The following is an 18,277-nucleotide window of genomic DNA, read 5'->3' as shown; positions in this document are numbered from 1 at the left end:
AGTCTCGGTTGATGTCCTTTCCTCCGGGTACTGAGATGTTTCAGTTCCCCGGGTTCGCCTCCGCACCCTATGGATTCAGGTACGGATACCGCATAAGCGGTGGGTTGCCCCATTCGGAGATCTGCGGATCAAAGGGTGCTCGCCCCTCCCCGCAGCTTATCGCAGCGTGCCACGTCCTTCATCGCCTCTCAGTGCCAAGGCATCCACCAGATGCCCTTAGACGCTTGATCTCAGCTTCTTCTCAAAGAGAAGCACCGCGCACAGAGGCAAGCGCCCTACTGGACACTCTCTCCGTACATCGACACCTCTCCCCGCAGCCGGAACAATCCTCGCCTTAGAACCAGTCGGGGCAAGCCCCTCAGGCCCAAGACGGCGATCGTTCCGTCTTCGCATTCTCTTCACAATGTCCAATATCCGCGATCGCTTGCGCGATCTGCCGCGGGCCGAAGCCCACGGATCTCTGTCCTCTCACGTTCCAGCTTCTCGCCGCCGGCCCTGTCTTCTCACACCAGATTGGTGGAGGCGGACGGGATCGAACCGACGACCTCATGCTTGCAAAGCACGCGCTCTCCCAACTGAGCTACGCCCCCAACGATGGTTGGCCTATCGCGCTTCGCGCTACTTGAGGCCGATCTGGTGGGCCAGGGAGGATTTGAACCTCCGACCTCACGCTTATCAAGCGCGCGCTCTAACCAGCTGAGCTACTAGCCCTGAAGCAGTTGATGACATGGCTCGGCCTATCGCTTCGCTACTTGAGGCCGATCCATGATCGATCGGCGCCAGAAGCGCTGCGTCCTAGGCCAGCCAAGTCATCGGCTGGAACGGAGAAGGGATGCGTGGCCGGCGGCCTTCAGACCCATGATCGGATCCTAGGCTCCCGACATGTCGGGCATCCTTAGAAAGGAGGTGATCCAGCCGCAGGTTCCCCTACGGCTACCTTGTTACGACTTCACCCCAGTCGCTGATCTCACCGTGGCCGGCTGCCCCCATTGCTGGTCAGCGCACCGTCTTCGGGTAAAACCAACTCCCATGGTGTGACGGGCGGTGTGTACAAGGCCCGGGAACGTATTCACCGCGGCGTGCTGATCCGCGATTACTAGCGATTCCAACTTCATGCACCCGAGTTGCAGAGTGCAATCCGAACTGAGACGGCTTTTGGGGATTAGCTCCAGGTCGCCCCTTCGCTGCCCACTGTCACCGCCATTGTAGCACGTGTGTAGCCCAACCCGTAAGGGCCATGAGGACTTGACGTCATCCCCGCCTTCCTCCGGCTTGTCACCGGCAGTATCTCCAGAGTGCCCAACTCAATGATGGCAACTGAAGAGGAGGGTTGCGCTCGTTGCGGGACTTAACCCAACATCTCACGACACGAGCTGACGACAGCCATGCAGCACCTGTGTGGGAGCCAGCCGAACTGAAGGACCCGATCTCTCAGGCCCATACTCCCCATGTCAAGGGTTGGTAAGGTTCTGCGCGTTGCTTCGAATTAAACCACATGCTCCACCGCTTGTGCGGGCCCCCGTCAATTCCTTTGAGTTTTAATCTTGCGACCGTACTCCCCAGGCGGTGTGCTTATCGCGTTAGCTGCGCCACCGAACAGCAAGCTGCCCGACGGCTAGCACACATCGTTTACGGCGTGGACTACCAGGGAATCTAATCCTGGTTGCTCCCCACGCTTTCGCGCCTCAGCGTCAATACCAAGCCAGGTGGCCGCCTTCGCCACTGGTGTTCTTCCCAATATCTACGAATTTCACCTCTACACTGGGAATTCCACCACCCTCTCTTGGATTCAAGCCCGCCCGTATCAAATGCAGTTCCCAGGTTGAGCCCGGGGCTTTCACATCTGACGCAACGAACCGCCTACGCGCCCTTTACGCCCAGTCATTCCGAACAACGCTTGCCCCCTTCGTATTACCGCGGCTGCTGGCCCGAAGTTAGCCGGGGCTTCTTCTCCCACTACCGTCATCATCGTCGTGGGTGAAAGAGCTTTACAACCCGAAGGCCTTCATCACTCACGCGGCATGGCTGGATCAGGCTTGCGCCCATTGTCCAATATTCCCCACTGCTGCCTCCCGTAGGAGTCTGGGCCGTGTCTCAGTCCCAGTGTGGCTGGTCATCCTCTCAGACCAGCTACCGATCGTCGGCTTGGTAGGCCGTTACCCCACCAACTACCTAATCGGACGCGGGCCCCTCTTCCGGCGATAAATCTTTCACCCGGAGGTCGTATACGGTATTAGCCAAAGTTTCCCTTGGTTGTTCCGTACCAGAAGGTAGGTTCCCACGTGTTACTCACCCGTGCGCCACTCCCCTTGCGGGGCGTTCGACTTGCATGTGTTAGGCCTGCCGCCAGCGTTCGTTCTGAGCCAGGATCAAACTCTCAGGTTCGACTTCAGATCATCCCGGCCGAAGCCAGAACAACCCTACTAGTGGAGCGCTCAACTCCAACCTCTCGGTCAGAGCCGCACCTCACACACCTGAGCCATCCAACGATCCGCCAGATCTCTCCGGCAAACCGCTCATGACTCTACTAGCGTCCGAGATACCGCGCCCGCTTGTTTCGCCCTCCACCGAGAGACCAAACCGCCGGCCGCGTATCCCTTCTCCACTTCTTCTCACTTGTCCAAGATCCGTCGCCCTTCGCTCGGGTCTCCCCGGCTCCAGAGCCGCATCCGCCCGTCGCGCCTTCCCCTTCCAGGGCCGGCCCGCCAGGGCAGAAACGCCGATGTAAGTTACCGACCAGGCTTTTGCAACCCCTTTTGGCTGCCTGCCGCTGCGTCGCTCTCTTTCGAGTTCGTCGCCGCGGCGTCGCCGTCGGTGAGCGGGTTTATAGGGGGGTGATCCGGGGCACGCAAGAGCTTTTTTGCACTTCCGTGAATTTCTTTTCCGAGCCCCCGGACGCCCCGCTCAGAGCAGCCCGAGAGCCCTGAGCTCCTGCTGCAGATGGGCCGGCAGGTCGCTCTCCGACGATACCCCCAGGTCGCGCGGCGCGGCATCCGGATCGAGATAGCGCCAGCCCTGGAAGGCACGCAGCGGCCGGGCCTCCACCGCCGTCAGCTCCGGGTCGTACAGCAGCCGGCAATAGGTGTCGCCGTCCTCGTCGGTCACCATGAACATGTCGAGGATCGGCTGCCGCACCAGGATGACGTGGCGGATCACCCAGAAGATCGAGCCGCCATCGATCAACTCGTCCCGCCGCGTGGGCATGCGCTTGGTGTAGCCGTAGACGACCTCGCGCCCGTCGACGACATGGCGCCGGCCCTGCTGGACCGTGGCGAGCTGGGCCGGTTCGGAGATGCCGACGGCGACCTTCAACAGATGGACAGGCACGGTTCCTCCATGGCCGCGCCTTCCGCGGCCACGCTTCGGGATGGATCAGGCGTCGCGCGCGATCAGCGCGCGGGCCACCCTGGAGGCCGGCGGCCGGTCGAGCACACCCGAGATGAATCGGGTCGCATCGAGCAGCCGGTCCAGAGCGACGCCGCTGGCGATGCCGAGGCCGTCGAGAAGATAGACCACATCCTCGGTTGCGACATTGCCGGTGGCGCCCTTGGCATAGGGGCAGCCGCCGAGCCCCGCCACCGCCGAATCGACCACGGCGATTCCGCGCTGCAGCGCCGCGTGGATGTTGGCGACAGCCATGCCGTAGGTGTCGTGGAAATGGACCGCCAGCGACTCGCGCGGAATCCGCACCGCTACCGCCTCGATCATCGCCACGGCCTTGCCCGGCGTGCCGACGCCGATGGTGTCGCCCAGGCTGATCTCGTAGCAGCCGAGATCGAACAGCGCGGCCGACACCTCGGCCACCTTGGCCGGCGGCACCTCTCCTTCATAAGGACAGCCGAGCACGCAGGAGACATAGCCGCGCACCTTCAGCCCGGCGGCCCGGGCGCGGGCGACGACCGGGGCGAACCGGGCCAGGCTCTCGGCGATCGAGCAGTTGATGTTGCGGCGGCTGAAGCTCTCCGAAGCGGCGCCGAACACGGCGATCTCGGTCGCCCCGGCGGCGAGCGCGGCGTCGAGGCCGGTCTCGTTCGGCACCAGCACCGGATAGGAGATGCCGGGCGCGCGGTTGATCCGGGCCATCACCTCGGCCGAATCGGCCATCTGCGGCACCCATTTCGGGCTGACGAAGGCGCCGGCCTCGATCACCGTCAGCCCGGTGGCCGACAGGCGGTCGATCAGCCCGACCTTGGCCTCGAGCGGCACCACCGCCTTTTCGTTCTGCAGCCCGTCGCGCGGACCGACCTCGACGATGCGGACCCTGGCCGGAAGCATGTCAGGCGGCCTCGAAGCCGATCAGGGCCACGCCCTCGTCCACCTGGTCGCCGGCCGAGAAGGGCAGGCTGGTGACGGTGCCGTCCGCCGGCGCGGCCACGGTGTGCTCCATCTTCATCGCCTCCAGCACGATCAGCGGCTGGCCCTTGGTCACCTTGGCGCCGGCCTCGACCAGCACCGCGATCACCCGGCCGGGCATCGGCGCGGTCAGCCGGCTGCCGGCGCCGGCCTCCTCGCCGGCATGGGCCAGCGGGTCGATGACGCCGAACACCCGGTCGGCGCTGTCGCGCAGCACTGCGATGCGCTCGTCGGACACCACGATCGTCGCCCTCGCCGTGCGGTCGCCGAGCCGGGCGGTCAGCTCGCCGTTCACCAGCGTGCCGCCGGCCTCGACCGGCCCATCCGGCGTGCCGATCGACAGCCCGCCATGGCGACGGTAACGCACCGCCACCGGGATCTCGGCGTCGCGATCGGTCAGGCGCAGCATCTCCACCGATTCGTCGTTCAGCCGCCAGCCGTCGGCCAGAGCCCAGGGGCTGGACCGGTCACGGTCGCGGCCGAGCACGAGGCCGAGCGCCGCGAGCGCGATGTCCTCGGAGGAGGCCGGCGCGGGCGGCGGCAGCAGATCCGCCCCATGGCGGGCGATGAAGCCGGTGTCGAGCTCGGCGGCGGCGAAGGCCGGGTGGCGCGCGATCGCCCGCAGGAAGTCGAGATTGGTGGCCAGGCCGGCGATCCGGGCCTGGTCCAGCGCCCGGGCCAGCCGCCGCACCGCGGCCGGCCGGTCATGGTCCCAGACGATCAGCTTGGCGATCATCGGGTCGTAATGGATCGAGATCGCATCGCCCTGGCGGACGCCCGAATCGATGCGGACATGCGGCGGCGCCTCGGGCAGGGCCAGATGCGCCAGCCGCCCGGTCTGCGGCAGGAACCCGGCCTGCGGGTCCTCGGCATAGAGCCGGACCTCGATCGCGGCGCCGTTGATGGCGAGGTCGTCCTGGCCCAGCGGCAGGGTCCCGCCGGCCGCGACCAGCAGCTGCCATTCGACCACGTCGAGCCCGGTGATCGCCTCGGTCACCGGATGCTCGACCTGAAGCCGGGTGTTCATCTCCATGAAGTAGAAGCGGCCGTCGGTGTCGAGCAGGAACTCGACCGTGCCGGCGCCGACATAGCCGATCGCCTTCGCGGCAGCGACCGCCGCCTCGCCCATCGCCTTGCGGATCGCGGGGTCGAGGCCGGGGGCCGGCGCCTCCTCCACCACCTTCTGGTGGCGGCGCTGGATCGAGCAGTCGCGCTCGAATAGATAGACGCAGTTCCCGTGCCCGTCGGCGAAGACCTGGATCTCGACATGGCGCGGCCGGGCCAGATAGCGCTCGATCAGCACCCGGTCGTTGCCGAAGGAGGAAGCAGCCTCGCGCTGGGCGCCGGCCAGCTGGGCGGCGAAATCCTCCGCCCGCTCGACCACGCGCATGCCCTTGCCGCCGCCGCCAGCCGAGGCCTTGATCAGCACCGGGAAGCCGATCTTCGCCGCCTCGGCCGCCAGCCGGGCGGGATCCTGGTCGGCCTCGTGATAGCCCGGCACCAGCGGCACGCCGGCCGCCGCCATCAGCGCCTTGGCCTCGCTCTTGCCGCCCATGGCGCGGATCGCCGACGGCGGCGGACCGACGAAGGTGATGCCGGCCTCGGCGCAGGCCTCGGCGAACGCCGCATTCTCCGACAGGAAGCCGTAGCCGGGGTGGATCGCCTGGGCGCCGGCCGCCTTCGCCGCGGCCAGGATGGCGTCGATCTTCAGATAGCTGTCGCGGGCCGGGGCCGGACCGATGCGGACCGCCAGATCGGCCTCGGCGACATGGCGCGCCCCGGCATCGGCGTCGGAATGGACTGCGACGGTGCGCAGGCCGAGGCGCCGCGCCGTGCGGATCACTCTGCAGGCGATCTCCCCCCGATTGGCGATCAGAAGCGTGTCGAACATTCCCGTCCCGGAACAGCCGCTTGGTTGAGCAACAATCTAACAGGGCCGGTCCGCGGCGCACGCGGGAAATCGAAACCCTATTTCGGCCGCCCGTCGGCCAGCACCAGCCGCGCCGCGAGGCCGAGGAAGACGATGCCGGTGAAGCCGTTCAGCAGCCGCGCCGCGACCGGCCGCCGCGACAGCAGCCGGCCGACACCGCCCGAGGACATGCCGACGATGGCGTTCACCGCGGTGCCGGAGACGTTCAGCAACGTGCCCAGCACCAGGATCTGCAGCGCCGCGCTGTGCGCCGGATCGACGAATTGCGGCAGGAAGGCGATGAAGAACAGCGCCACCTTCGGGTTCAGGACGTTGGTGACCATGCCGTCGAGGAAGATCCGGCCCGCCGGCCTCGGCGCCATCGGTCCGGCAGCGCCGAGGCCGGAGGCGGTGCTGCGCAGCGCCTTGACAGCCAGCCACAGCAGATAGGCGGCCCCGCCCCAGCGCAGGATCTCGAAGGCCGTGGGCGAGGCGGCGAACAGCCCGGTCAGGCCGAGCGCCGCCGCCACGGTGTGCACCGCCGCCCCGCCGCCGATGCCGAGCGCCGCGGCCAGACCGGCGCGCGGGCCGCGGGCGACGCCGTTGGCGAAGCAGAACAGCATGTCCGGCCCGGGCGTGAGGTTCAGCGCCAGGGCGGCGGCCATGAACAGGGCGAGCGTTGCCGGATCGAACAAGCGGACCTCGGATCTGGGGACGACCGATCCTAGGGCAGTGCCTGTCGCCCGCCAGTCCGGCGGACGCATGGCCGTCCCGCTCTCAGAACCGGTCGGCGCGGTAGGGGAACGGATCGACCACGGTCTCGGCGCCGGTGATCATCTCGGCCAGGAGGCGGCCGGTGACCGGCCCCAGGGTGAAGCCGTGATGGGCATGGCCGAAGGCGAGCCACAGCCCCCTGTGCCGCGGTGCCGGCCCGATCACCGGCCGCATGTCGGGCAGGCAGGGCCGCGCGCCCATCCAGGGCCGGTCGTCCACCCGGCCGTCCAGCGGGAACAGGGTCCGCGCCGAAGCCTCTGCCGCCTCGAGCTGCACCGGCGTCGGCGGCGCATCGCGGTGGCCCATCTCGACTCCCGTGGTCAGGCGCAGGCCGCGCGCCATCGGCGTCAGCAGATAGCCCCGCTCCTCGTCCAGCACCGGGCGGTGCAGCACGGCGTTGCCGCGCGCCCGGTAATGCATGTGGTAGCCGCGCTTGACCGCGAGCGGCAGGCGGTAGCCGAGCGGGTGGATCACGTCGGCCGACCAGGGGCCGAGCGCCACCACCGCGTCGTGCGCCAGCACCGGACCGTCCGGCCCCTGCAGGCTCCAGCCGCCCTCCGCCGGCTGCAGCGACCGGGCGTCGGCCTGCACCAGACGGCCGCCGCGGCGCAGGAACAGCTCGGCATAGCCCCTGGTGACGGCGCCGGGATCGGAGACCGAGACCGGGTCCTTCCAGTGCACGCCGCCGGCCAGCCCGTCCGCCAGATGCGGCTCCAGCGCCCGGACCTGCGCCGGGTCGAGCACGGCGAAGCCGAGGCCATGGGCAGCCGCGGCGGCCGTCCCCGCCACCGCGGCCTCCAGGCTGCGGGCGCTGCGGTACACGGAAAGCCAGCCGGTGTCGCGTGCCAGATGGGTGATGCCGGCCTGCTCCAGCAATGGCCGGTGCTCGTCCAGGCAGCGCTCGATCAGCGGCAGCATCGCCCGCGCCGCCTCGGCCAGGCGGACCGGGGAGGAATGGCGCCAGTACTGGAACAGCCAGGGCGCGATCCGCGGCAGGAAGGTCCAGTGGTAGCGGGCGTCGATCCGGCGGTTCGACGCATAGCGCAGCAGGTCGAGCAGCGAGCGCGGGAAGGCATAGGGCACGACGCTGGCGCGCTCGATCAGCCCGGCATTGCCGTGGCTGGTCTCCTCGCCCGGGCCGCGACGGTCGACCAGCGCCACCGACCGGCCGCGCGCCTGCAGGTGCAGGGCGGTCGAGACACCGACGATTCCGGCCCCGAGCACGGCGACATCGCTTCTGATCATGGTCTGGCTGCCTTTCCGACGCCCGCATAGCATATCCGGGCCAAGCCGAATCACGTCATCGTGGTCTAGACCATCACCTCCTCGCGAAGGGCTGCCCCGATGACGTCCCCGTTCCGACTCGAGACCTTCTGGAAGCCCGCCGCGGGCGGCGAAGCCCTGAGCTATACCCTGCGGCTGACCAACCGGTCGGACCGGACGGTCTCGGGCTTCACGCTCCGCATCAGCGGCCCGGCCCGGATCGACCCGGCCGCGACCATCGAGGGCGGCGCGCTGACGGCGCGGCTGTCCAACCATCCCGAGTTCACCCCCCCGCCGCACACCGAGCTGGCCCCCGGCGACAGCTGGCCGCTGACGGCACGGGGGCTGAGCTATCCTCCCCGCCATTGGACCGACGGCGCCACCACCGCCTATGTCGTGCTGGCCGACGGCTCGACCGCGCCGGCCGCCGTCGCGCCGACGCATTCCGCCGCCGACAACGCGCCGCTGAAGCGGGGCACCGAGCGCTTCCCCGTGCCGGCGTCGGCCCCGGTGCCGGTCTCCGTCATCCCCTGGCCGGAGGCCGTCGCCGTCGGCGGCCGCCGCGCCGTCCCCGCCGGGCTGGCGCCAAGGGGAGAGGGCCCCGAGGCCGAACAGGCCGCCGCCGCCTTCGCCGAGCTGACCGGCGCATTGTTCCCGGCAGAGGGCATCGTGCGGCCCGCGGCGGAGGGCGGCCTGGCCATCGGGCTGGCGACCGAGCCGGGCTTCGGCCCTGAGGCCTACCGCATCGCCTTCTCCGAGACCGGCGTCACGGTGCGAGCCTCCACCCGCACCGGCCTGCTCTACGGGCTGATCACGCTCGGCCAGATCTGGCGCGGCGCCCGGCGCCATCCCGAGACCTTCTCGTTCCCTGCGGCCGGCGAGATCCGGGATTCGCCGGCGCATGGCTGGCGCGGGTCGCATCTCGACGTCGCCCGGCAGTTCTATTCCTCGGCCGAGGTCGCCCGGTTCCTGCAGCTGCTGGCCTGGAGCAAGATGAACCGCTTCCACTGGCACCTGTCGGATGACGAAGCCTGGCGGGTCGAGATCGACGCCTATCCGGAGCTGACGCGGGTCGGCGCCTGGCGCGGCCACGGTCTGGCGCTGCCGCCGCTGCTCGGCTCCGGCCCCGAGCCGCAGGGCGGCTACTACAGCAAGCAGGCCATCCGCGAGCTGGTCGCCCAGGCCGACCGGCTGGGCATCGTCGTGGTGCCGGAGATCGACATCCCCGGCCATTGCCACGCCGTGCTGCAGGCGCTGCCGCATCTGCGCGACCCCGGCGAGCATGGCGAATACCAGTCGGTGCAGGGCTTCCCCAACAACTGCCTGAACCCGGCGCATGAGCCGGTCTACGGCTTCCTCGAGACCGTGTTCGACGAGCTGATCGCGCTGTTCCCGTCGAAGATCATCCATGTCGGTGCGGACGAGGTGCCGCTGGCCGCCTGGTCGGGATCGCCGCTCGCGCTCGACCGCCTGCGGCAGGTCGGCGGCGACGCGCTGGCGGACCAGCACGCGACACTGGTCAACACGATCGGCAACCGCCACGGCGCCGACGCCATTGAAGGCTCGGCGACCGCCGTGCTGCAGGCGGAGTTCCTGCGGCGCGTCCAGCGCTTCCTGGCCTCGCGCGGCGTCGTCACCGGCGGCTGGGAGGAGGCGGCGCATGGCGACGTGATCGAGAAGGACAGGAGCTACCTGGTCGGCTGGCGCTCGGTCGAGGTCAGCGCCGAGCTGGCCGGCCGCGGCTACGACATCGTGGTCGCGCCGGGGCAGCGCTACTATCTCGACATGTCGCAGGGCACCGCCTGGTCCGAGCCGGGCGCCGGCTGGGCCGGATGGTCGGGCCCGCAGGAGACCTACGAGTTCGAGGCCACCCAGGGCTGGACCGAGGACCAGCGGCAGCACCTGATGGGGGTCCAGGCCTGCATCTGGTCCGAGCCGATGACCGACCGCGCGGTGTTCGACCGCCTGGTCTTCCCCAGGCTTTCGGCCATCGCCGAAGCCGGCTGGACCCGCAAGGAGTCGAAGTCCTGGGCGCGCTTCAGCGCCCTGATGGGGCTGATGCCGAACCTGTACGGGCATTGGGCGGAGTGATCCGCGGCAGGCAGACCCCCTAATCCTCGGGGAGTGCCCCGGCGCCGCGATCGGACGACACTGGGATCGCGCAGGGGACGGGGATGCGCCGAAGCGTCCTGTGCCGTCCGTAACAGGTCGGCCACGGCGATTCGGCGCATCCTCCGGCGCGGCGGGACCGGACCGGCCCGTGCCGATCCGGGCGCCGGCGGCGGTCAACGAGGGGAAAGATGCACAGCATCGACAGAGCATTCTTCATCCTGGCCGTGCTGCTGGGGCTGGCCGGCATGCTGCTCGGGATCCAGATGGGCATGGCCCATGACTTCCGGCTGGTGCCGGTGCACACCCATGTCAATCTCGTCGGCTGGGTCTCGCTCGCCCTGTTCGGCATCGGCTACCGGGTCGGGCTCGCCAAGGGCGGCGGGCTGGCCGTGCTGCATTTCTGGATCGCGCTGGCCGGGGCGATCCTGCTGCCGGTCGGCATCTATCTCGCCGTCACCCAGGAACAGCAGGCCGTGGTCATCATCGGCTCGCTGTTCACGCTCGCCTCGATGGTCCTGTTCCTGGTCAACGTCCTGCGGGCCCGGACCACGCCGGCGGGCTGATCACATGAGCCAGGACGGCTTCCGCTTCTCCAGGAAGGCGGCGACGCCTTCCCTGCCCTCCTCGCCGGCGCGGATCGCGGCGATGCGGCGGGCGCAGTCGTCCTCGCCCTCGGCCGGCGGCCGGCCGGCCACCGCCGCGACCAGATCCTTGGCCGCCCGCACCGCCACCGGGCCGTTGCCGCGCAGCGCCGACAAGATCTGCCGCGCCGCCTCCTCAAGCCCGTCGCCCGCCACCAGCTCGTGCACCAGACCGAGGCGCCGGGCCTCGACCGCATCGAAGCGCTCGGCGGTCAGGAAGTACCTGCGAGCGGCCCGGGCGCCGATGGCGCGCACGACATAGGGGCTGATCACCGCCGGGATCAGGCCGAGCTTGACCTCGGACAGCGAGAAGGACGCCGCCTCGGTGGCGATGGCGATGTCGCAGCAGGCGACGAGGCCGACCCCGCCGCCATAGGCCGCCCCTTGGACCAGGGCGACCGTCGGCTTCGGCAGCGTGTCGATCGTCCGCATCAGCGCCGCGAGCGCCCGGGCGTCGGCCAGGTTGGCGGCCTCGTCATAGGCCGCCATGCGGCGCATCCAGTCGAGATCGGCCCCGGCCGAGAAGCTCTTGCCCGCGCCGCGCAGCACCACCGCGCGCACGGCATCATCGGCGCCGAACCCGGCGAAAGCCGCGGTCAGGTCGGCGATGACATGTTCGTCGAAGGCGTTGTGGCGGTCCGGCCGGTCGATGACCACCGTGCCGACGCCATTCTCGATCTCGACCCGGACCGCGCTCATCGTACCACCCAGCTCAGCACCATCAGCCCCAGCACCGCCCAGACGATCCCCGCCACGATCGATTTGGCGATGAAGGCGCGGACGCAAGTGTAGAGCAGGAACAGGCCGAGGATCAGCAGCGCGAAGGAGAAGATCGAGCTGTTCATCCCGATCGCGCGGGCCATGCCGTCGAGGAAGTCGTCGACGGCGCCGCCCAGGCCGTCGACCACCGCCCGGATCGCGCGAATGATGAAGCCGATCACCCCGCCCAGCGTCTCGCCGAGCCATTCGAAGAAGTTGCTCTGAACCATTCCGCTCACATCCGGAATACGCCGAACCGGGTCGGCTCGATCGGCGCGTTCAGCGCCGCCGACAGCGCCAGCGCCAGCACCCGCCGGCTGTCCGCCGGGTCGATCACCCCGTCGTCCCACAGCCGGGCCGAGGCATAGTAGGGGTGGCCCTGCCGCTCATACTGGTCGCGGATCGGCGCCTTGAACGCCTCCTCCTCCGCCTCCGGCCAGGTCTCGCCCTTGGCCTCGATGCCGTCGCGCCGCACCTGGGCCAGGACGTTCGCCGCCTGCTCGCCGCCCATCACCGAGATCCGGGCGTTCGGCCACATGAACAGGAAGCGCGGCCCGTAGGCGCGGCCGCACATGCCGTAATTGCCCGCGCCGAAGCTGCCGCCGGTCAGCAGGGTCAGCTTCGGCACCCGGGCGGAGGCGACGGCGGTGACCAGCTTGGCGCCGTCCTTGGCGATGCCGCCGCGTTCGTATTTCGAGCCGACCATGAAGCCGGTGATGTTCTGCAGGAACAACAGCGGAATGCCGCGCTGGCAGCACAGCTCGACGAAATGCGCGCCCTTCAGCGCGCTTTCCGAGAACAGGATGCCGTTGTTGGCGACGATGCCGACGGGGATGCCCCAGAGATGGGCGAAGCCGCAGACCAGCGTGGTGCCGTACAGCGCCTTGAACTCGTCGAACTCCGAGCCGTCGACCAGGCGGGCGATCACCTCGCGCACGTCGAAGGGCTTCTTCAGGTCGGTGCCGACGATGCCGTAGAGATCCGTGGCCGGGTACAGCGGCTCCGCCGGGTCGCGCAGCGCCAGGTCCGGCCGCTTCACCCGGTTGAGATTGGCGACGATGCGGCGGGCGATCGCCAGGGCGTGATGGTCGTCCTGGGCGTAGTGGTCGGTGACGCCGGAGACGCGGCTGTGCACGTCGGCGCCGCCGAGATCCTCGGCGGAGACCACCTCGCCGGTCGCCGCCTTCACCAGCGGCGGGCCGCCGAGGAAGATCGTGCCCTGGCCCTTGACGATGACGGATTCATCCGACATCGCCGGGACATAGGCGCCGCCGGCGGTGCAGGAGCCCATCACCACCGCGACCTGCGGAATGCCGGCGGCCGACATCGTTGCCTGGTTGTAGAAGATCCGGCCGAAATGGTCGCGGTCGGGAAAGACCTCGTCCTGCAGCGGCAGGAAGGCGCCCCCGGAATCGACCAGATAGAGGCAGGGCAGGGTGTTCTCGCGCGCGATCTCCTGCGCCCGCAGATGCTTCTTCACCGTCAGCGGATAATAGGTGCCGCCCTTCACCGTCGCATCGTTGACGACGATGACGCATTCCTGGCCGGAGACCGGGCCGATGCCGGTGATGATGCCGGCGGCCGGCACATCCTCGCGGTAGACGCCGTGGCCGGCCAGCTGCGACAGCTCGAGGAACGGCGCGCCGGGGTCGAGCAGCGCGCGGATCCGGTCGCGCGGCAGCAGCTTGCCCCGGGCGACGTGCCGGTCGCGGGCCGCCTGGCCGCCGCCCAGCTTGATCCGGGCGACGGTGGCCTGCAGGTCGTCGACGGCCGCACGCATCGCCGCTTCGTTGTCGCGGAAGGCGGCGGACCGGGGGTCGACCGCGCTGTTCAGCACGGGCATGGGCGCTCCAGCTCAAGCCAATGGCGTTGCCGCGCAACATGCCGGGACGAAGGGGGCCGGGCAAGGGCAGAAAGAAAGTTGCCGAATGATCCCAGCCCCATGCCCGCGACAAGAAAGGGGGCCGAAGCCCCCTTTTTGTCGCCTTTCAAATCTCTCCAACCGCCGCACCGATCACGGGCACTGCGGGTCGCCCTTGGTGCACTGCGGGCCGTTGGTGATGAGCTGGTTCGGCGCACGATAGACATAGCGGTTCACGACATTGCCGCCCTCGACGACGGTGGTCGAGCTTTCGAGCGTAGAGCCCGGCGGCACATTGGCCGGCAGCGTGGCAGGCGCTGGCGGAGTGCCGCCCACGACGACCGCGGGCTGCTGCGGCTGGGCGCAGGCGCCAAGCGCCAGGAGCGCAGCGAAACCGGAAAGCAGGGCGGTTCTACGAAGCGCGATGCGCATGGCACAATCTCCTCTTTTATCATTATCGGTCGGGCCGTGGACACGGCGTTACGCCGATAGAACACCGGAAGGGTGGTTCAGGCTCCCGTCAATTTCAACCTTGAAACCTGCTAAATAGTTCCCGCTTCGATTCGTCTGGTCATGCCCAATCCGGATTCGGGATGGCCTGATAGGCCTGCCGCAGCGCATCCGACCAGCGCTGCCGCAGGCCGGAGAAGTAGGCGTCGTCCTCGCCGACCCGCTTGCGCAGGGCCAGCTTCAGCGCGTCGCGGCGGTACAGCGCGATGTCGATCGGCAGCCCGACCGAGAGATTGCTGCGCAGGGTCGAATCCATCGACACCAGGCCGAGCTTGAGCCCGTCGATCAGCGGCGTCTCGAACCGCGCGGCCCGGTCGAGGATCGGCTTGCCGTATTTGTGCTCGCCGATCTGGAGATAGGGCGTGTCGGCCGTCGCCTCGATGAAGTTGCCGGCCTGGTAGATCTCGAACAGCCGGCAGCGCCGCCCGGCGATCTGGCCGCCGAGCAGGAAGGAGGCGTTGAAGCCGCCGGCATGCTGCTGCATCGCCTCGCCGTCGCGGTTCCAGACCGACCGCACCGCCTCGCCCACCAGCTCGGCGCAGCGGAACATCGACGGCGCGGTGACCAGGCTCTCGCGCCCGTCGCCGGCGTCGACCGCCTCGGACAAGAGGGCGACCACGGACTGGGTGACGGCGAGATTGCCGGCCGTCAGCAGCACCATCACCCGGTCGCCCGGCCGCTCCCAGACATGCATCTTGCGGAAGGTGGAGATGTTGTCGACCCCGGCATTGGTGCGGGTGTCGGCGATCATCACCAGCCCGTCTTCGAGCAGGAGGCCGAGGCAGTAGGTCATGCGGGAGGATCCGGGATCATCATGGGGTTGCTGCCGTCAGGCCTGCGCCTGGGTCTGGGACTGGCCGACGCGGACCACGACCTCCAGCGCCTCGGCCCCGCCGCCCTGGCGCAGGCCGCGCACCGGGGCGGTGTCGCAGTAGTCGAGCCCGACGGCGACGCGGACATAGTGCCCGGTCGGGCAGATCCCGTTGGCGGCGTCGAAGCCGACCCAGCCGAGCCCGTCGACGAAGGCCTCGGCCCAGGCGTGGCCCGCCGCCTGCTCGACGCTGCCGTCGGCCATCAGCAGATAGCCCGAGACGTAGCGGGCCGGCAGGCCGAGATGGCGGGCGCAGGCGAGGAAGACATGGGTGTGGTCCTGGCACACGCCGGTGCCGGCCGCCAGCGCCTCGGCCGCGGTGGTCGCGGCGTGGGTCAGGCCGGGCCGGAAGGCGATGCGGCCGTGCACCGCCAGCATCAGCGCATGGGCCAGGGCCAGAGGTTCGCGCCCGGCCACGGCCGCGGCCTGTTCCGCCAGCTCGACCAGCGCGGCGTCCGCGCCGGCCAGCGGCGATGGGCGCAGGTAGAAGGCCGGCGGGAACCGCTCTTCGGTCCCGGTCACGACACCGCCGGTGTCGCGGGTGTCGACCTCGCCCTCGACCAGCAGGGTCAGCGCGTCGTGCGGCCGGTCCAGCGACAGCATGTCGATGATGTTGCCGTAGCCATCCTCGCCCGGGACGAGGCTGGCCCCGGCCGGCGGCACCACCCGCCAGCGCAGCACCTCCTGCCCGTCATGCGGCCGGGGCGTCAGGCGCAGCGTCTGCAGGGTGCGGGTGACCGGGCTGTCGTAGCGGTAGCGGGTCTCGTGGCGGATCAGGAGGCGCATGGGCCGGAACGGATCAGATCAGATAGGCCTTGCTGACCTCGAGGCCGAGGATGTTGTTCTGCTGGATGAACGCGGTCAGGTATTCGTGCAGTCCGGTGCCGAAGATCGTGTCGATGCGGCCGTAGCGCAAGCGCGAATGCATCTCCCCGGCCAGCCGCTGGCATTCGTGCTTGCGGCCGTAGAGATCGGCGAGCTCGCCCAGCAGTTCGACCATCTCGCCGAGGCAGCCGGCCAGCGAGCGCGGCATCTCCGGCCGCAGGATCAAGAGCTCCGCCACCTGCCAGGGCTTGATGCCGTCGCGATAGAGATAGGCGTAGCTGCCGAGCGCCGAGGCGCCGCGCAGCACCGCCGCCCATTGATAGAAGTCGAGCCCGCCGCCCACCTCCTCATTGGCCGGCAGCAGCACATGGTACTTCACGTCGAGCAGCCGGGCGGTGTTGTCCGCGCGCTCCAGCATGGTGCCGAGCTGCAGGAAGATGTGGGCGTCGTCGCGCAGCATGGTGTCCGCGACGGCGCCGTGGAACAGCATCGCCCGTTCCTTGACCCATTCCAGCAGGTCGCGCAGATCGCCGCCAGCGATCCGCCCCTCGCGGGAATCGAGGTCGAGCCAGGTGGCGTTCAACGTCTCCCACATCGGCCGGGTCAGCGCCGCGCGCACCGCCCGCCCGTTGGTCCGCGCCCGCTGCAGGCAGGAGCGGATGCTGGACGGGTTGTCGGGGTCGCGGGCGATGTAGTCGACGACAGCGGCCGGGGTCGCCGCGCTGTGCTTCTTGTAGAAGCCCTCCTCGCAGCCGGAGATGACGACGGCGGAGTGCCATTCGTCTTGCCGCGCGCCGCCGCTGTTCGGGGTCAGCGCCATGCGGTCGGCCACCTCGAGGATGCGGGCGAGATTCTCGGCGCGCTCGACGTAGCGGCCGAGCCAGTAGAGGCTGTCGGCGGTGCGGCTCAGCATCCCGATGACCCTGTCTTGAGTCCCTGCACCATCATGCCGTCAGCACCCAGGTGTCCTTGGTGCCGCCTCCCTGGCTGGAGTTGACCACCAGCGAGCCTTCGCGCAGCGCCACCCGTGTCAGCCCGCCGGGCACGATCCGCACCCGATCCTGGCCGGTCAGGACGAAGGGGCGCAGGTCGACATGGCGCGGCGCAACGCCCTGGTCGACGAAGGTCGGGCAGGTCGACAGCGCCAGGGTCGGCTGGGCGATGAACAGGTCCGGCTGGGCGCGGACCCGCTCGGCATAGGCCTCGCGCTCGGCCCGGCTGGCGGTCGGCCCGACCAGCATGCCGTAGCCGCCCGATCCCGCCACCTCCTTGACCACCAGCTCGTCCAGCCTGGCGAGGACATGGGCGCATTCGTCGGGCTTGGAGCAGTCCCAGGTCGGGACGTTCTTCAGGATCGGCTCCTCGCCCAGATAGAAGCGGATCATCGCCGGGACGTGGATGTACATCGCCTTGTTGTCGGCGATGCCGGTGCCCATGGCGTTGGCCAGCGCCACGTTGCCGGCGCGGTAGGCGTGGTACAGCCCGGGCACGCCGAGCACCGAATCCGGGTTGAACACCAGCGGGTCGAGGAAGTCGTCGTCGATCCGGCGGTAGATCACGTCGACCCGCTTCGGCCCGCGGGTGGTGCGCATGTAGACCACGGCGTCGCGCACGAACAGGTCCGGCCCCTCCACCAGCTCGATGCCCATCCGGTCGGCCAGGAAGCTGTGCTCGAAATAGGCGCTGTTGTAGATGCCGGGGGTCAGGAGCGCGACCGTCGGCTCGCCCTCGCAGTTGCGCGGCGCGATCGAGCACAGGGTGGCCAGCAGCTCCTGCGGGTAGTGCTCGACCGGGGCGACGCTGTGCCGGGCGAACAGATCGGGGAACAGCCGCATCATCATCTCGCGGCCTTCCAGCATGTAGGAGACGCCGGACGGCGTGCGGACATTGTCCTCCAGCACGTAGAACTCGTTCGGCCCGACCCGGACGATGTCGATGCCGGCGATGTGGGTGTAGATGCCGCCGGGCGGGTCCAGGCCCTGCATCTCCGGCAGGTAGCCGGGGTTGTGCAGCACCAGCCGCTCCGGCACCTGGCCGGCGCGCAGGATCTCCTGGCCGTGATAGACGTCGTGCAGGAAGGCGTTGAGCGCCCGCACCCGCTGCACCAGCCCCTGCTCCAGATGCCGCCATTCGGCGGCGTCGAGCACGCGGGGCATGATGTCGAAGGGGATCAGCCGCTCCGGGTCGCCGCCCTCGCCATAGACCGCGAAGGTGATGCCGATGCGGCGGAACAGCGCCGCCGCCTCCCGGCGCTTGAGATCGAAGACCGAGGCCGGCGTCGTCGCCAGCCAATCCGCCAGGGCCGCATAGGGGGACCGGACCGGTCCTCCGCCCATTTCGTCGAATGCCTGCACCATCCCTCCGGCACGTCCCTGCTCGACCCGATCATCAAGCAAGGC

At 69.2% G+C, this 18,277-nt stretch carries 15 protein-coding genes, 2 tRNA genes and 2 rRNA genes (1 of these 19 running past the window's edge); 2 read left to right on the top strand and 17 right to left on the bottom strand.

Annotated features, from left to right (window positions below; genetic code table 11):
• From LG391_RS11665 to LG391_RS11625, 9 genes are all read right to left on the bottom strand, one after another.
• A 23S ribosomal RNA gene (locus LG391_RS11665) occupies positions 1-230 on the bottom strand (it extends 2,506 nt beyond the left edge of the window).
• A 284-nt stretch (positions 231-514) separates the two neighbouring features.
• Positions 515-590 (bottom strand) — tRNA-Ala (locus tag LG391_RS11660).
• 44 nt (positions 591-634) lie between these two features.
• A tRNA-Ile gene (locus tag LG391_RS11655) sits at positions 635-711 on the bottom strand.
• Between the two features lie 188 nt (positions 712-899).
• Positions 900-2,385 (bottom strand): 16S ribosomal RNA (locus tag LG391_RS11650).
• Together the 16S and 23S rRNA genes with 2 tRNA genes alongside form the textbook arrangement of a ribosomal RNA operon.
• A gap of 519 nt (positions 2,386-2,904) precedes the next feature.
• A complete protein-coding gene (locus tag LG391_RS11645; RefSeq protein ID WP_225768181.1) occupies positions 2,905-3,327 on the bottom strand; it encodes a DUF1489 family protein in 423 nt (140 codons plus the stop codon).
• A 45-nt stretch (positions 3,328-3,372) separates the two neighbouring features.
• Positions 3,373-4,275, bottom strand: coding sequence for a hydroxymethylglutaryl-CoA lyase (locus LG391_RS11640; protein WP_225768180.1), 903 nt, complete (start codon positions 4,273-4,275; stop codon positions 3,373-3,375).
• Position 4,276: 1 nt separating this feature from the next.
• Positions 4,277-6,244 (bottom strand): acetyl/propionyl/methylcrotonyl-CoA carboxylase subunit alpha, encoded by a 1,968-nt coding sequence (locus tag LG391_RS11635; protein WP_225768179.1) that lies wholly within the window; start codon positions 6,242-6,244, stop codon positions 4,277-4,279.
• Between the two features lie 77 nt (positions 6,245-6,321).
• Positions 6,322-6,957 (bottom strand): LysE family translocator, encoded by a 636-nt coding sequence (locus LG391_RS11630; RefSeq protein ID WP_225768178.1) that lies wholly within the window; start codon positions 6,955-6,957, stop codon positions 6,322-6,324.
• A gap of 82 nt (positions 6,958-7,039) precedes the next feature.
• A complete protein-coding gene (locus LG391_RS11625) occupies positions 7,040-8,281 on the bottom strand; it encodes an FAD-binding oxidoreductase (RefSeq protein ID WP_225768177.1) in 1,242 nt (413 codons plus the stop codon).
• A gap of 99 nt (positions 8,282-8,380) precedes the next feature.
• On the opposite strand from LG391_RS11625, the gene LG391_RS11620 reads away from it, so the two are divergent.
• On the top strand, positions 8,381-10,390 hold the full coding sequence (locus LG391_RS11620; RefSeq protein WP_225768176.1) for a beta-N-acetylhexosaminidase: 2,010 nt from the start codon (positions 8,381-8,383) through the stop codon (positions 10,388-10,390).
• A 209-nt stretch (positions 10,391-10,599) separates the two neighbouring features.
• Entirely contained in the window at positions 10,600-10,974 is a 375-nt protein-coding gene (locus LG391_RS11615) for a cbb3-type cytochrome c oxidase subunit I (RefSeq protein WP_225768175.1), read from the top strand.
• Here LG391_RS11615 and LG391_RS11610 read toward each other — a convergent pair whose 3' ends face one another.
• From LG391_RS11610 to LG391_RS11575, 8 genes are all read right to left on the bottom strand, one after another.
• A complete protein-coding gene (locus LG391_RS11610; RefSeq protein WP_225768174.1) occupies positions 10,975-11,751 on the bottom strand; it encodes an enoyl-CoA hydratase-related protein in 777 nt (258 codons plus the stop codon).
• Positions 11,748-12,041 (bottom strand): hypothetical protein, encoded by a 294-nt coding sequence (locus LG391_RS11605; protein ID WP_225768173.1) that lies wholly within the window; start codon positions 12,039-12,041, stop codon positions 11,748-11,750. Before LG391_RS11605 ends, LG391_RS11610 begins: the two co-directional genes overlap by 4 nt.
• A 5-nt stretch (positions 12,042-12,046) precedes the next feature.
• Positions 12,047-13,654 (bottom strand): carboxyl transferase domain-containing protein, encoded by a 1,608-nt coding sequence (locus LG391_RS11600; protein ID WP_225768172.1) that lies wholly within the window; start codon positions 13,652-13,654, stop codon positions 12,047-12,049.
• A gap of 171 nt (positions 13,655-13,825) precedes the next feature.
• Entirely contained in the window at positions 13,826-14,104 is a 279-nt protein-coding gene (locus LG391_RS11595) for a hypothetical protein (RefSeq protein WP_225768171.1), read from the bottom strand.
• Positions 14,105-14,243: 139 nt separating this feature from the next.
• The gene (locus LG391_RS11590; protein WP_225768170.1) at positions 14,244-14,975 is read right to left on the bottom strand and encodes a proteasome-type protease; all 732 of its coding nucleotides are present in this window, start codon (positions 14,973-14,975) and stop codon (positions 14,244-14,246) included.
• Between the two features lie 36 nt (positions 14,976-15,011).
• Positions 15,012-15,839 (bottom strand): transglutaminase family protein, encoded by an 828-nt coding sequence (locus LG391_RS11585; RefSeq protein WP_225768169.1) that lies wholly within the window; start codon positions 15,837-15,839, stop codon positions 15,012-15,014.
• Between the two features lie 13 nt (positions 15,840-15,852).
• Positions 15,853-16,791 (bottom strand): alpha-E domain-containing protein, encoded by a 939-nt coding sequence (locus tag LG391_RS11580; protein WP_225768168.1) that lies wholly within the window; start codon positions 16,789-16,791, stop codon positions 15,853-15,855.
• Between the two features lie 31 nt (positions 16,792-16,822).
• The gene (locus LG391_RS11575) at positions 16,823-18,235 is read right to left on the bottom strand and encodes a circularly permuted type 2 ATP-grasp protein (RefSeq protein WP_225768167.1); all 1,413 of its coding nucleotides are present in this window, start codon (positions 18,233-18,235) and stop codon (positions 16,823-16,825) included.
• Positions 18,236-18,277 lie beyond the last annotated feature (42 nt).

The sequence above is a fragment of the Inquilinus sp. Marseille-Q2685 genome (genome assembly GCF_916619195.1).
Lineage (GTDB): Bacteria > Pseudomonadota > Alphaproteobacteria > DSM-16000 > Inquilinaceae > Inquilinus.
The sequence above is the reverse complement of the archived record's forward strand: the minus strand, read 5'-3'. Positions and strand labels throughout refer to the sequence as shown.